This window comes from Streptomyces sp. ISL-94, from assembly GCF_018614075.1.
GTDB lineage: Bacteria > Actinomycetota > Actinomycetes > Streptomycetales > Streptomycetaceae > Streptomyces.
In genome coordinates this window covers 48858-63320 of the sequence record NZ_JAGGOZ010000080.1, presented here as the reverse complement: position 1 = coordinate 63320, position 14463 = coordinate 48858, and the positions used below count along the sequence as shown (strand labels likewise).

Genomic DNA, 14463 nt, shown 5'->3' with positions numbered 1-14463 from the left:
AAGCCTAAGCGAGCCCACCGACAGTCCCCGCCGCCCCTACGAGGTCCAGAAGTCCCACCAGCGCGTCAGGATCAGCATCCCGATGATCCCGATGTGCAGCACCGGAAGCACCCAGGTGAACTCGTCGAGGAAGCCCTTGAGCCAGCCGGGAGCGGGCAGCAGGCCCTGGCGCACGTTGTGCGAGGTGACGTACCAGAACATGAGGATCGTGCCGACCCAGGCCAGGCAGCACCACAGGCACAGGGAGTTGATGTTGTACAGCGACTGGTACATCAGCCAGGCACAGAAGACGACGCCGAAGAGGGTGCCCGCGTTGAAGGTGAGCCAGTACCAGCGGCGGAACCGGGCCCCGGCCAGCAGGCTCATGCCGACGCAGACCACGATCCCGTAGGCGACCAGCCCCAGCATGGGGTTCGGGAAGCCGAAGACGGCCGCCTGGTCGCTCTTCATGATGTTGCCGCAGGAGACGACCGGGTTCAGGCTGCAGCCCGGAACGAAGTTCGGGTCCTCCAGCAGCTTGAACTTGTCGAGCGTGATCACCCAGGCGGCGAGGAGTCCCGCCGCCCCCGTGATCACCAGCAGCAGGGCCAGCGCGCGGCTGCCCCCGATCGTCCTCGGGGCGGTGTCCCCGTCCGTGCCTCGTGTCGTCATCCCGCCCGCTCCACATCTGCAAGGTCATCAAGCACGGGCCATTGTGCCGTACCGGGCTGTGTGGCCACCGTTCGACGGAGATAAGGACGCGCGCCGGATCCTCCTCGGAATCGCCCGGGCCGACCGGCCGGACGCGAACGCCGGGGAGCTCCGCACTGCGGAATCTCCCCGGCGTTTGCGGGTCCGGTGGGCGGGGCGGCTGCCGGTCAGCCCAGGCGGGCCCGGACGGTGGCGACCAGGTCCGCGACCGGCACGGCCGCCTGCTCCCCGGACTCCATGTCCTTCAGCTGCACGACACCGTCGGCGAGGTCGCGCTCACCGGCGACCACCGTGAACCGCGCGCCCGAGCGGTTGGCGTCCTTCATCGCACCCTTGAGGCCCTTGCCCCCGTACGAGAAGTCCGCCGCGACCCCGGCCTTGCGCAGCTCGGTGACCGCGCCGAACAGCAGGCGCCGCGCCTCGGCGCCGATCGCCACGGCGAAGACCTCCGTCGTGGCCGGGATGTCCAGCTCGACGCCCTCGGCCTCGAGGGCCAGGACCGTACGGTCGACGCCCAGCGCCCAGCCGACCGACGGCAGCGCCGGTCCGCCGATCATCTCGGACAGGCCGTCGTAGCGGCCGCCGCCGCCCACCGCGGACTGCGAGCCCAGGCCGTCGTGGACGAACTCGAAGGTGGTGCGGGTGTAGTAGTCCAGTCCGCGCACCAGCTTCTCGTCGTCCTCGAAGGCCACACCGGCGGCCGTGATCAGCTCGCGGACCTCCTCGTGGTACGCCTTGCACGCGTCGCACAGGTAGTCGCGCAGCATCGGCGCGCCGACCAGCTGCTTCTGTACGTCGGCCCGCTTGTCGTCGAGCACCCGCAGCGGGTTGATCCCGGCGCGGCGGACGGTCTCCTCGTCGAGGTCGAGACCGCCGAGGAAGGTCTGGAGCGCCTCCCGGTAGACGGGACGGCACTCCTTGTCCCCGAGCGAGTTCAGCAGGATGCGGAAGTCGCGCAGGCCGAGCGCGCGGTACGCCTGGTCGGCGAGGATGATCAGCTCGGCGTCCAGCGCCGGGTCCTCGGCGCCGATGGCCTCGGCACCGACCTGCGAGAAGTGGCGGTAGCGGCCCTTCTGCGGGCGCTCGTAGCGGTAGTACGAGCCGGAGTACCAGAGCTTGACCGGCAGGCCGCCGGCCTTGTGCAGGTTCGCCTCCAGCGCCGCGCGCAGCACGGAGGCGGTGCCCTCGGGGCGCAGCGCGAGGTTCGCGCCGCCCTTGGTCGTGAGGGTGTACATCTCCTTCGTCACGATGTCGGTGGACTCACCGACACCGCGGGCGAAGAGGTCGACGTCCTCGAAGCCGGGCGTTTCGACGTATCCGTAGCCGGACTTCCGCAGCGGGCCGGAGATCGCCTCGCGGACCGCCAGGTACTTGGCCGAGTAGGGCGGGATCAGGTCGTACGTGCCCTTGGGGGCCTTGAAGGTGCTCACGAAACTCTCGTCACATTCCTCGTCGTGGAGCGGCGGTGCCGTCTCCCAGCCCGGCGGCGACCTCCCGCAGGTACGGGTTGGTCGCGCGCTCGCGGCCGATGGTGGTCTGGGGACCGTGGCCGGACAGCACCACGGTCGAGTCGTCGAGCGGCAGGCACACGCGGGCCAGCGACTCGAGGATCTCGGCGTGGGAGCCGCCGGGCAGGTCGGTGCGTCCGATGGAGCCGGCGAAGAGCAGGTCACCCGAGAAGAAGACCGGCGGGACGTCCGCCAGCTCAGGCATCCGGAAGGTCACCGACCCCTTTGTATGGCCCGGGGCGTGCGCGACGGAGAAGTCCATGCCGGCCAGCTTCAGGGCGGCGCCGTCGGTCAGCTCGCGGACGTCGTCCGGTTCGCCCACGGTGAGCTCGCCCATGAGCGGCATCCCGATGGAGCGGCCCAGCGCCTTCTCCGGGTCGCTCATCATGTAGCGGTCCTCGGGGTGGATCCAGGCCGGTACGCCGTGTGCTCCGCACACCGGGACGACCGAGGCCACATGATCGAGGTGGCCATGGGTCAGGACGACCGCGACGGGCTTGAGCCGGTGCTTCTTCAGCGTCTCCTCGACACCCTGGACGGCCTGGTGGCCCGGGTCGATGATGACGCACTCCTCGCCGGCGGCGGGGGCGACCACGTAACAGTTGGTACCCCAAGCCCCAGCGGGGAACCCGGCAATCAGCACGTTCGTCCTCAATCGTCGTCCGGCGGGAGGCTGCAGATCGGAATGCTGCTGCTCAGAGCCTACCGGCGCCGCTCATTACACAGCGAACCCATATACGGTACGGCCTAACCCAGCCCGGACAGCGGTATCAGACACGCACAAGGAGACGACCCGGTGGTCACGAGCGATCAGCGACGGCGACAGCTCGCCAGGGAGAAGTACGAGCGGCAGCAGAAGCGCCGTGAGGAGGCCCGCCGGAAGGCCCGCCGGCGCATGGCGGTGATCGGTGCGGCGGTGGCCGTGGTCGTGGCGACGCTGGTCGGCCTCATCGTGGGCGGCGTCTTCGACAAGGACAAGAAGGACCAGGCGGCGGACCCGGCCGCGAGCCCGTCGGCCTCGCCCACGCCCAAGCAGTCCCCGTCGCCGGAGATGGCCATCGACCAGAAGGCGAAGTACACCTTCGCCCTGAAGACCAGCGCGGGCGACATCAGCTTCGCGATGGACGCGGCGAAGACCCCGCAGACGGTGAACTCCTTCAAGTCGCTCGCCGACAAGAAGTTCTTCGACAACACGAAGTGCCACCGCCTGACGACCGGCGGGATCCACGTCCTCCAGTGCGGCGACCCCGAGGGCACCGGCATGGGCGGCCCCGGCTACACCATCGCGGACGAGAACTTGGACTCGCTGGGCAAGCCGAACGAGCAGGGGCAGGTCGTCTACCCGGCGGGCACGGTGGCGATGGCCAACACCGGCCAGCCGGGCTCGGGCGGCAGCCAGTTCTTCCTCGTCTACAAGGACAGCCCGCTGGCCCCCTCGTACACGCCGTTCGGCAAGATCGACGCGGCCGGCCTGAAGGTCCTGGAGGACGTCGCCAAGGCCGGAACGGCCGACGGCGGCCAGGACGGGGCCCCGAAGACCGAGGTCAAGATCGAGAAGGGCACCGTCACGCAGAACTGACGGGAAGGGCAGGCGGCCCCCGGGCCCGGCCGGCCACCCGCCCGTGCGGCGATATTCCGTCGTGCGGGATGCGGACAGCCGGCCCGGCGGTCGCCTATGTTGGCGTTGTGGAGGGCGGGCGCTGCCCGCCCCGGGAAACTGTGGACGATGCCCAGGGGGTGAACCCCTCGCAGGCATCAGGTGGAGGAGGCGCTGTGAGCAGCGACCCGTGGGGCCGAGTCGACGAGACGGGCACCGTGTACGTGCGTACTGCCGATGGCGAGAAGGTCGTCGGCTCGTGGCAGGCGGGCACCCCTGAGGAGGCCCTGGCCTATTTCGAGCGCAAGTACGAGGGCCTGGTGGTCGAGATCGGCCTCCTCGAAAAGCGGGTGCGGACCACCGATCTGTCCGCCAAGGACGCGCAGACGGCGATCGCCCACCTGCGTACGCAGGTCGACGAGCACCATGCCGTGGGCGACCTCGACGCACTGCGCGTGCGGCTGGACAAGCTGGTCCAGACCGTGGAGTCGCGGCGCGAGGAGCGCAAGGCCCAGAAGGCGAAGCAGACGGACGAGGCCCGCGCGGCCAAGGACGCGCTGGTCGTCGAGGCCGAGCAGCTGGCGCAGAGCGACCAGTGGCGCAGCGCCGGCGAGCGGCTGCGTGCCCTGGTGGACATCTGGAAGGGTCTGCCCCGGCTGGACCGCAAGTCGGACGACGAGCTGTGGCACCGCTTCTCCCACGCCCGCTCGGCCTTCTCCAAGCGCCGCAAGGCGCACTTCGCCTCGCTGGACGCGCAGCGCGAGGACGCCCGCAAGGTGAAGGAGAACCTGGTCGCGGAGGCCGAGTCGCTGTCGAAGTCGACCGACTGGGGTCCGACGGCCGCCCGCTACCGCGAGCTGATGGCGGACTGGAAGGCGGCGGGCCGGGCGCAGCGCGAGGCCGAGGACGATCTGTGGAACCGTTTCCGCGGTGCGCAGGACGTGTTCTTCGCGGCCCGCAGCGAGGTCTTCGCGGAGCGCGACGCCGAGCAGGTGGAGAACCTGAAGCTGAAGGAGGAGCTGGCCGAGGAGGCCGAGAAGCTCGTCCCGATCACGGACCTGAAGGCCGCCCGTGCCGCGTTCCGCTCCCTCAACGAGCGCTGGGAGGCCATCGGCCACGTGCCGCGGGACGCCCGGCCGAAGGTCGAGGGCCGGATGCACGCGGTGGAGCGGGCCCTGCAGGAGGCCGAGGAGGGCGAGTGGCGCCGTACGAACCCGGAGGCGCGGGCGCGCGCGGCCGGTCTGACGGGCCAGCTCCAGGCGGCGGTCGACAAGCTGCGCGAGCAGATCGACGCGGCGCGCGCGGCGGGCAACAACGCGAAGGCCGACAAGCTGGCGCGTGAGCTGGAGGGCCGCCAGGCCCTGCTGGACCAGGCGCTGAAGGGCCTGGAGGAGTTCGGCGGCTGAGACGGGAGCGGCTGAGACCGCTGAGGCGGGAGCGGCCGGAGCGGCTGAGGCCGCTGAGGCCGCTGAGGCCGCTGAGGCCGCTGAGGCCGCTGAGGCCAGGGCGGCTTCGCCGCTCAGGGTGCACCCGGACGGCGTGCGGGCGGGTACCACCGGCTTTCCGGTGGTGCCCGCCCGTTTTCGCGTCACGGGAGCGCCCGGCTGCCGTCCTGGAGCAGGTCCAGCGCGTGTTCGAGGACCTCGCACGCCTGGATGTGGTTGCCGGACTCCTGGAGCAGCGCGGCCAGCCGGCGGCACACCTGGACGGCCTCGGGCCCGTAGAACCGGTGCACCTGCTGGAAGGCCTGTTCCAGCACCTCGATGGCCTCGCGGGTCTGTCCGGTCTCCTCCAGCATGTCGGAGAGTTCGAGCTGCACGGCGAGCAGGTCTCCCTCCCCGTCGGGCGCCCGTTCCTGGAGTGCGAGGCGCAGCACGGGCAGCGCGTCGCGGGTGCGGCCCGCGGAGCGCAGCGTGCGGGCGAGCCCGAGCCCGGCGACGACCATGGCGGAGCGGACGTCGGCGGGCAGGACGGGACCGGCCGGAGTGCCGCGCGCGGCGCGTGCCCGGTTGCGTACGAGCTGCAGCCTGCCCACGCCCATTTCCTGGGCGTGCTGGGGCAGGGGGCGGTTCTTGCCGCGCAGCCGGTTCTCCATGGTGCGGCAGAGGGTGTCCAGGTCGATCAGTTCGGGTCCCTCGTGGATCCCGTCGCGCAGGATGGTCAGCAGCTCGCCGGTGAACGCGGTGTGCCGTTCGCCGTCGGGGGCGAGGGCCACCCGGTCGCGCGGGGAGGCGGTCAGGACGTACGCGCCTTCGACGGCGGCCTGCGTGGCGAGGGCGTCCTCCCCGCCGGCGAGGGTGCTGGCGGCGCGGCCGCTGAAGCAGCAGTCGAGGATCACCACCTTGCGCCGGGCCTGGGAGTCGCGCAGGGCGGACCGCAGGTGCTGGTAGGCGACGGCGGTGTAGCCGATGTGCTCGCGGGAGCCTTGGAGGGCGAGGTACAGGTCGGCCGTCGCCGCGTCCCGCATGCCGTGCCCGGCGTAGTAGACCAGCAGCGTGTCGGTGGCCTCCTCCCCCGCGCGGTGGACCGGGTCGAGCAGCTCGGCGGGGTACTGGGGATCGAGTACGAGCGTGCAGTGCTGCTCGGGCAGTCCCCAGATGGTCGCGTCGCACAGCTCGGCGGCCAGGTCCTTCACATTGGTCTCGACGGCCGGGAGGGCTGCCAGGTGCCGGTATCCGGCGCTGCCGATGAGGACCGCCCGCGAGGCCGCCGGGTCAGGCAGTCCCGTCATGGTCCCCGTCCGCGTCCCCGCTTCCGTTCTCCAGCACCGCGACGATGCGGCGCAGGGTCTCTGGGTCGTCCGCCTCCTCGCCGGTGAGGGTGACCTCGTACGGGCCCCGGCGCACGGTGAGGGCGGGAGCCCGGCGGCGCGACGCCTGCCACTGGAGGACGGAGACGACCAGGGACCCGGTGGACAGGCCGCTGGCGACGGCTAATTGGAGGAGGTCGAAACCGGGCGACCCCATGGGCGTGCCCTCCGCTGCCGGGGGCGCCGCGCTGCTGCGGATCCGTCCGCGTGCCTCGCGGCGCAGCGTCTCGTCCTCGCCCAACCAGAGGAGCAGCGACCGCAGTTCGCTCTCCGCTCCCAGTCCCGGTCTGTACGGATCCACCTGTAGCTCGTAGTCACGCATCCGCCGTACCCCTCCCGTGTCCGTGGTGTGCGCTGACCCGCGCGAACAGCTCCAGCGCCTTCTTCGCGTTCCCGAGCCGGGCCAGGCACACAGCCTGCCAGTACTGGCAGGCGAGCGTGGTCGGATGGGCCGGGCCCAAGGTCTCCTCACAGAACCGGGTGACGCCGGAGAGCAGTTGGGCGGCTTCCTGGAGCTCGCCCCGCAGGACCAGGCCGACCGCCTCCCGCTGGCGGGACAGGGCGCTGCTCTCGGTCAGGCGGCTGTGAACGAGCTTGCGGGTGACCTCGCTGAGCGTGACCGGGGCCGGGGCCGTCGCCGGGAGGCGCCCGAGGGTGCGCTCCCACGGGTCCTCGTCCGGCGCCGGAAGAAGTCCCGCCCGGGAGCGCGCGTCAGGCGTCCGGCGTGCGCCGGCGTCCGTGACGTCGACCTGGTTCCAGTCGTACTCGGGCAGCTCCGCCGGGTGCGGCAACTCGGGTGTCCGGTGCAGCAGGTGCCGGCTGATGAGCTGTTCGACCCGTTCTCTGCCGCCGTCCGCCCAGCGCCGCAACAGCGCCGCGGCGGCGACCGCGTCCGTCGGCCGCTCGCGGAAGTCCCGGGCGCAGAGCGCGTCCACCGCCTCGACCAGGCCGGCCGGGAGGTGGTCCAGTCCCCGGTTCCGAAGCGAGGGAACTCCCTTGGCGGCCCGCAGGACGAGGGCGCCGAATTCCTCCGGGTCGCTCTCGAAGGGGGGCCGGCCGGTGAGCATGAAGTGCATACAGGCTCCGACCCCGTAGAGGTCGGTGGCCTCCACCGGCGCCAGTCCCTCGATCCGCTCGGGCGCCATGTACTGCGGGGTGCCGATCAGCCGGTCGTCGCCCCTGGTGCTGCGGGGCTGCTCGGTCACCACGGCGAGTCCGAAGTCGTACAGGACCACATGGCCCGTCCGGCTCACCCGGATGTTGCCGGGCTTCACGTCGCGGTGCAGCACCCCGCTCTTGTGGGCGGCGTCCAGGGCGTCGAGGGTCTCGGCAGCGATCCAGCAGGCCGCGGAGACGGACAGCGCGCCCGCGGCGCCGAGGACCGAGAGATCGGCCCCGTCGAGCATCTCCATCACCAGGTACGGCGTGCCGCTGAGGGTGTCGAACCCGGAGTCGTGGATGCCCACGACGCCCCGGTGGCGGATCCGCGCCAGCGCGATGGCTTCGGCGACGAACCTCCGCTGCATTTCGTGCGGAAGACTCGCGCCGACCGCCGACAGGACCTTCACCGCCACCCGGCGCCGCAGGCGGGTGTCCTCCGCCGCGAACACCACGCCCATTCCGCCCCGTCCGAGCACGTCGATCGGACGGTAGCGCCGGGCGAGCCCCGGGGGGAATATGTCGTTTCCGGCCACGTGTCCCCCGGGGTGGCGTCAGAGAGCGGCGGTCAGGCCTTGGTCAGGGCCTCCTTGCAGATGTCACACGGTAGACGTCGTAGACGCCCTCCACACCCCGAACGGCCTTCAGGACGTGCCCCAGGTGCTTGGGGTCGCCCATCTCGAAGGTGAAGCGTGAGGTCGCCACGCGGTCTCGGGAGGTCTGGACGGCCGCCGAGAGGATGTTGACGTGCTGGTCGGAGAGGACCCGGGTGACGTCCGACAGCAGCCGGGACCGGTCCAGGGCCTCGACCTGGATGGCGACGAGGAAGACCGAGGACTGGGTGGGGGCCCACTCGACCTCCAGCATCCGTTCGGGCTGCTGGGAGAGGGAGTCCACGTTGACGCAGTCCGCGCGGTGAACCGATACGCCGCTGCCGCGCGTGACGAATCCGATGATCGGGTCGCCCGGTACCGGGGTGCAGCAGCGGGCCAGCTTGACCCACACGTCGTCGACGCCCTTGACGACCACACCCGGGTCGGCGTTGGCGCGCCGCTTGCTGCGGCCGCGCGCCGGCGGAATGCTCTCCTCCATGTCCTCGTTGGCCGCGTCCTCGCCGCCGAGGGCCTGCACCAGCTTCTGTACGACGCCCTGCGCGGCCACGTGGCCCTCGCCGATCGCCGCGTACAGCGAGGAGATGTCGGGGTAGCGCATCTCGTGCGCGAGGGTGACGAGCGAGTCGCCGGTGAGGATGCGCTGGATCGGCAGGTTCTGCTTGCGCATGGCCCGGGCGATGGCGTCCTTGCCGTGCTCGATGGCCTCGTCGCGGCGCTCCTTGGAGAACCAGGCGCGGATCTTGTTGCGGGCCCGCGGGGACTTGACGAAGCCGAGCCAGTCACGTGAGGGGCCGGCGCCCTCGGCCTTGGAGGTGAAGACCTCGACCAGGTCGCCGTTGTCGAGCGTGGACTCCAGCGGGACGAGGCGGCCGTTGACCCTGGCCCCTATCGTCCGGTGGCCGACCTCGGTGTGGACGGCGTACGCGAAGTCGACGGGCGTGGCGCCCGCGGGCAGCGCTATGACGTCGCCCTTGGGCGTGAAGACGAAGACCTCGTTGCGGGAGAGGTCGAAGCGCAGCGAGTCGAGGAACTCGCCCGGGTCCTCGGTCTCCTTCTGCCAGTCCAGCAGCTGGCGCAGCCACGCCATGTCGTTGACCGTGTCGTGGCCGGCGCTGCCCTTGGCGGTCTGCGGCACGTCGGTGCGGACCTTCGAAGTGCCCGCGACGGTCTGCTGCTTGTACTTCCAGTGCGCGGCGATGCCGTACTCGGCGCGGCGGTGCATGTCGAAGGTGCGGATCTGCAGCTCGACGGGCTTGCCGCTGGGCCCGATGACCGTCGTGTGGAGCGACTGGTACATGTTGAACTTGGGCATCGCGATGTAGTCCTTGAACCGGCCGGGGACCGGATTCCATCGCGCGTGCACGGTGCCGAGGGCGGCGTAGCAGTCCCGTACGGTGTCGACGAGGACGCGGATGCCCACCAAGTCGTAGATCTCCGCGAAGTCACGGCCGCGGACGATCATCTTCTGGTAGACGCTGTAGTAGTGCTTGGGTCTGCCGGTGACGGTGGCCTTGATCCGGGCGGCCCGCAGGTCGGTCTGCACCTCGTCGGTGACGACGGCGAGGTACTCGTCGCGCTTGGGCGCCCGCTCGGCGACCAGGCGGACGATCTCGTCGTACATCTTGGGGTAGAGGATCGCGAAGGCGAGGTCTTCGAGCTCCCACTTGATCGTGTTCATGCCCAGGCGGTGTGCCAGCGGAGCATAGATCTCGAGGGTCTCGCGGGCCTTCTTCTCCTGCTTCTCCCGCTTGAGGTACCGCATGGTGCGCATGTTGTGCAGGCGGTCGGCGAGCTTGATGACCAGGACGCGCGGGTCCTTGGCCATCGCCACGACCATCTTGCGGACGGTCTCGGCCTGGGCGGCCTCGCCGAACTTGACCCGGTCGAGCTTGGTGACGCCGTCGACGAGGAGGGCCACCGCGTCGCCGAAGTCGCGGCGCAGGTCTTCGAGGCCGTACTCGGTGTCCTCGACGGTGTCGTGCAGCAGACCGGCCATCAGGGTGGCGGGGTCCATGCCGAGCTCGGCGAGGATGGTGGTCACCGCGAGCGGGTGGGTGATGTACGGGTCGCCGCTCTTGCGCTTCTGGCCGCGGTGCCAGCGCTCGGCCACCTGGTAGGCCTGCTCCAGCTGGCGCAGCGTCGACGTCTCGATCTTCGGGTCGTTGCTGCGGACTATGCGGAGGAGGGGCTCCAGTACCGGGTTGTACGGGTTGGAGCGCTGTCCGCCCAGACGGGCGAGACGGGCGCGCACCCGGTTGGAGGACCCGGCCGATTTCGCCACCGCGGGCTTGACCGGCGGGGCGGGCGGGGGCGTGGCGGCGGGCGTCGCGACCTGCTCGGCCTGCGGGTCGGGCTGCGCGGCGGAGAGTGGCTGGACCTCGTCTGGCAAGAGCGCTCCTCTGGGGGTCCCCCCGGACGGAGTCCAGTCCGGGGGAGGATCCGGAGCCCCGGTCAGGTCCGGATAAACCATGGTAGCGAGCCTTCCGTTCGCCCGTTCCCCGAGCCTGCGCCAATCCGGGCCCGCCGGCGCCCGGGCGGTCCGGGGGCCGGCCCCGGGTGCCCCCGCCGCACACGAAAACGGCGGGCACCCGGGGAAACCCGGATGCCCGCCGCCCGTCAGGCGAAGGGTCAGACCACGATCAGCGCGTCCAGCGGGGCCCCGCCCAGCGCGGCGCCCAGCTTGGCCCGGCCCGGGAGGAACGACAGCTCCATCAGGACCGCCACCCCGGCGACCTCGGCCCCGGCCCGCCGGATGAGCGAGAGCGAGGCTTCGGCGGTGCCGCCGGTGGCCAGGACGTCGTCGATGACCATGACCCGGTCACCGGCCGACAGGTCCTCGGCGTGGACCTCGATCTCCGCCGTCCCGTACTCCAGCGCGTAGGACTGCGCCAGCGTCGCCCCCGGCAGCTTCCCGGCCTTGCGGACCGGCACGAAGCCGACCCCGGCCTGCACGGCCACCGGAGCCGCGAGGATGAATCCCCGCGCCTCCAGCCCGACGATCTTCGTCGCGCCGTACCGCACGGCCAGCTCCACCAGCGTCTGCGTCAGCGCGGCGAACGCCTTCGGGTCCGCCAGCAGCGGGGTGATGTCCTTGAACATCACGCCCGGCTGCGGGTAGTCCGCCACGTCCTTGATCCGGCTGAGCAGCAGCGCCCGTACGTCCTCGGACAGGAGCTCGCTCACCGGCGCCGCCCCGGCCGGGCCTGCGCCGCGACCTGCGGCTCGCCCTCGGCGCCGGCCTCGTAGCCGTCGTCCGGGGACTCGCCCTTCGCCGCCGCGGCCGCCCGCTTGGCGAGCACCCGCTTCTTCAGCGCCTTCATCGCCGGCTCGCGCTCCTTGAAGTCCACGACCAGCGGGGTCGCGATGAAGATCGAGGAGTACGCACCGGCCGCCAGGCCGACGAACAGCGACAGCGAGATGTCGTTCAGCATGCCGGCGCCCAGGAAGCCGCCGCCGATGAACAGCAGGGCCCCGACCGGGAGCAGCGCCACGACCGTGGTGTTGATCGAGCGGACCAGGGTGCCGTTGATGCTGCGGTTGGCGATCTCGCTGTACGTCCAGCGGGTCTGCTTGGTGATGTCCTTCGAGCCCTCCTTCAGACCGTCGAAGACGACGACGGTGTCGTAGAGGGAGTAACCGAGGATCGTCAGCAGACCGATGACCGTGCCCGGGGTGACCTCGAACCCGACGAGCGCGTACACGCCGACGGTGATCGTGAGGTCGTGGACCAGGGCGATCAGTGCCGCGACCGCCATCCGCCATTCGAAGGCGATGGCGAGGTAGATCACCACGAGGACCATGAAGACACCGAGGCCGGTCCAGGCCTTGTTCGCGATCTGCTCGCCCCAGCTGGGGCCGACCAGGTCCGCGTTGATGTCGGCCTCGGTGACCTTGAGGTCCGCGGCCAGCTGCTTCTTCACGTCGGCGGCGGAGTCGGTGTCCAGACCGGAGATCTGGATCCGCAGGCCGCCGGTGCCGAGCTCCTGGACGATCGCGTCGTGGCCCGAGGCCTTCTCCGCGTCCTCGGTCGCCTTGGCGACGGAGACGGCCGTCTTCGGGGTGGTGAAGACGGCACCGCCCTTGAACTCGATGCCCATGTTGAGGCCCTGAACGGCCAGGGCCACGATCGCCGTGATGGTGATCAGGATGGAAACGCCGTACCAGAGAAAGCGCTTGCCGACGAAGTCGTAGCCGACCTCACCGCGGTACAGCTTGGCGCCGAGAGCTCCCAGCTTCGACATCTCTCACGCCTCCTTTGCGTCGACGGGGACGGGGGCGGAGCCGGTGCGGCGGGACCGGCGCAGCGGCGGCTTGGCGCCGAGCCGCTTCGGGTCCAGCCCGGACCACGGGTGACCGCTCGCGAAGAACTTCGTACGCGCCAGCAGCGTCATGATCGGCTTGGTGAAGAGGAACACCACGACCACGTCGAGCAGGGTGGTGAGCCCCAGGGTGAAGGCGAAGCCCTGCACCTTGCCGACGGTGACGATGAACAGCACCGCGGCCGCCAGGAACGACACGAAGTCGGAGACCAGGATGGTGCGCCGGGCTCGCGGCCAGGCACGCTCGACGGCCGGACGCAGGGTGCGGCCCTCGCGGATCTCGTCCCGGATGCGTTCGAAGTACACGATGAACGAGTCCGCCGTGATGCCGATCGCCACGATCGCACCGCAGACGGCGGGCAGGTTCAGCGCGAAGCCGATGCCCTTCCCGAGCAGCGCCATGATCGTGTAGGTGAGGACCGCGGAGACCAGGAGGCTGATGATGGCGACGAACGCCAGGCCCCGGTAGTATACCAGCAGGTAGATCACCACGAGCAGCAGGCCGATGGCACCGGCGATCAGGCCGGCCTTCAGCTGCTCGCCGCCGAGCGCGGCCGTGACGGTGGTGACGCTGTCCTCGCTGAAGGAGAGCGGCAGGGCGCCGTACGAGAGCATGTTGCCCAGGTCCTGGGCGGACTGCTGGGTGAAGCCGCCGGAGATCTCGGCGTTGCCGCCGGTCAGCGCCTGGCTCACGGACGGGTCGGAGATGACCTCGCCGTCGAGCACGATCGCGAACTGGTTCTGCGGCATCTGCTTGGTGGCCAGCTCACCGGTGATCTTGGCGAACTTGTCGGCGCCCTTGTCGGTGAACTGCATCGTGACGATCCAGGCACCGCGCTGGGGGTCGATGACCCCCTTGGCGTCCTTCACGTCCTGGCCGTTGACCTGGGCCGGGCCGAGGATCCACTTGCCCCACGCGGTGCCGCGCTTGCCACAGGCGAGCATCGGGTCCTCGGGCTTGGCGCCCTTGCCGGCGGCGGCGCGCTGCGCCTCGTCGGCGCAGTTCAGTGCCGCGAACTTCGCCTGCAGGTCGGCCGCGGCGGCCTCGTCGGCCGACGGGGGCGTCGACGCGGACGGGGACGGGGCGGCCTTGTTGTCGTCTGCCTTCTTCGACTCGCTCGCCGAGGGCGTGGGAGTGGGGGCGCTCGGGGCCTTGAGGGCCTCGCTGAGCGCACGGCCCTGGGAAGTGGCGCTGGACGACGGGGTGGCCGACGGCGTCTTGCCGTCCTGGGCCTTGGGGGCGCCGGAGCCGCTCGCGGAGGGGCTCGGGCTCTGGGTGCCCTCCGGGGCGGCCGGGGAGCCGTCCGCGAAGGCGAGGACCGGGCGGAAGTACAGCTGGGCGGTGGTGCCGACCTGCTCGCGCGCCTGCTGCTCGTTCGTCCCCTTGGGGATGTTCACGATGATGTGGTCTTTGCCCTGCGTCTGAACCTCGGCCTCGGACACGCCGAGCCCGTTGACGCGGCGCTCGATGATGCCGACCGCCGTGTTCATGTTCGTCGGGTTGACCGCGTCGGGCTTGCCCGGCTCGCTCTTGGCCTTGAGCGTGATGCTCGTGCCGCCGGCGAGGTCGATGCCCAGCCGGGGAGTCGTCTGCTTGGAGAGGAACATCCCCGCGGTGAGCGCCACCATCGCGATCAGGATGACCGCCAGGGCGCGCCCCGGCCTCCCCTGGGCCCCCGCGGGCCGCCGGCCCTTGTTCGGTGCTGCCACCTTGTCGTTTCTCCCTGTCCAACCGCCCCGCGCCGGGTCAGCGCGCGGACGGCCACGA

12 protein-coding genes are annotated in these 14463 nt (G+C 70.9%); 2 read left to right on the top strand and 10 right to left on the bottom strand.

Going from position 1 to position 14463, the window contains the following annotated elements; genetic code table 11:
- Nucleotides 1-36: 36 nt before the first annotated feature.
- From J7E94_RS24215 to J7E94_RS24205, 3 genes are all read right to left on the bottom strand, one after another.
- The gene (locus J7E94_RS24215; protein WP_215018868.1) at nt 37-651 is read right to left on the bottom strand and encodes a vitamin K epoxide reductase family protein; all 615 of its coding nucleotides are present in this window, start codon (nt 649-651) and stop codon (nt 37-39) included.
- A gap of 206 nt (nt 652-857) precedes the next feature.
- Nucleotides 858-2120 carry a histidine--tRNA ligase gene (hisS, locus tag J7E94_RS24210; RefSeq protein WP_215018866.1) on the bottom strand — a complete coding sequence of 421 codons (1263 nt, stop codon included), beginning with the start codon at nt 2118-2120 and terminating at the stop codon, nt 858-860.
- A gap of 10 nt (nt 2121-2130) precedes the next feature.
- On the bottom strand, nt 2131-2841 hold the full coding sequence (locus J7E94_RS24205; protein ID WP_215018864.1) for an MBL fold metallo-hydrolase: 711 nt from the start codon (nt 2839-2841) through the stop codon (nt 2131-2133).
- Between the two features lie 153 nt (nt 2842-2994).
- Here J7E94_RS24205 and J7E94_RS24200 point away from each other — a divergent pair, with 153 nt between their 5' ends.
- A complete protein-coding gene (locus J7E94_RS24200; protein ID WP_215018862.1) occupies nt 2995-3777 on the top strand; it encodes a peptidylprolyl isomerase in 783 nt (260 codons plus the stop codon).
- Between the two features lie 194 nt (nt 3778-3971).
- Nucleotides 3972-5201 (top strand): DUF349 domain-containing protein, encoded by a 1230-nt coding sequence (locus J7E94_RS24195; protein ID WP_215018860.1) that lies wholly within the window; start codon nt 3972-3974, stop codon nt 5199-5201.
- Nucleotides 5202-5383: 182 nt separating this feature from the next.
- Here J7E94_RS24195 and J7E94_RS24190 read toward each other — a convergent pair whose 3' ends face one another.
- The 7 genes from J7E94_RS24190 to secD all read right to left on the bottom strand — a co-directional run bounded on the left by J7E94_RS24190 (nt 5384) and on the right by secD (nt 14405).
- Nucleotides 5384-6526 (bottom strand): caspase domain-containing protein, encoded by a 1143-nt coding sequence (locus tag J7E94_RS24190; protein WP_215018858.1) that lies wholly within the window; start codon nt 6524-6526, stop codon nt 5384-5386.
- Nucleotides 6510-6926 (bottom strand): hypothetical protein, encoded by a 417-nt coding sequence (locus tag J7E94_RS24185; protein WP_215018856.1) that lies wholly within the window; start codon nt 6924-6926, stop codon nt 6510-6512. The genes J7E94_RS24190 and J7E94_RS24185 overlap by 17 nt, the downstream gene beginning before the upstream one ends.
- On the bottom strand, nt 6919-8241 hold the full coding sequence (locus tag J7E94_RS24180) for a serine/threonine-protein kinase (RefSeq protein ID WP_215018854.1): 1323 nt from the start codon (nt 8239-8241) through the stop codon (nt 6919-6921). The genes J7E94_RS24185 and J7E94_RS24180 overlap by 8 nt, the downstream gene beginning before the upstream one ends.
- A gap of 100 nt (nt 8242-8341) precedes the next feature.
- A complete protein-coding gene (locus J7E94_RS24175) occupies nt 8342-10765 on the bottom strand; it encodes a bifunctional (p)ppGpp synthetase/guanosine-3',5'-bis(diphosphate) 3'-pyrophosphohydrolase (RefSeq protein WP_215018852.1) in 2424 nt (807 codons plus the stop codon).
- 239 nt (nt 10766-11004) lie between these two features.
- Nucleotides 11005-11559 (bottom strand): adenine phosphoribosyltransferase, encoded by a 555-nt coding sequence (locus tag J7E94_RS24170; RefSeq protein WP_308345435.1) that lies wholly within the window; start codon nt 11557-11559, stop codon nt 11005-11007.
- Entirely contained in the window at nt 11556-12617 is a 1062-nt protein-coding gene (gene secF / locus J7E94_RS24165) for a protein translocase subunit SecF (RefSeq protein WP_215018850.1), read from the bottom strand. The genes J7E94_RS24170 and secF overlap by 4 nt, the downstream gene beginning before the upstream one ends.
- A gap of 3 nt (nt 12618-12620) precedes the next feature.
- Nucleotides 12621-14405, bottom strand: coding sequence for a protein translocase subunit SecD (gene secD / locus J7E94_RS24160; protein WP_215018848.1), 1785 nt, complete (start codon nt 14403-14405; stop codon nt 12621-12623).
- Nucleotides 14406-14463: the final 58 nt, after the last annotated feature.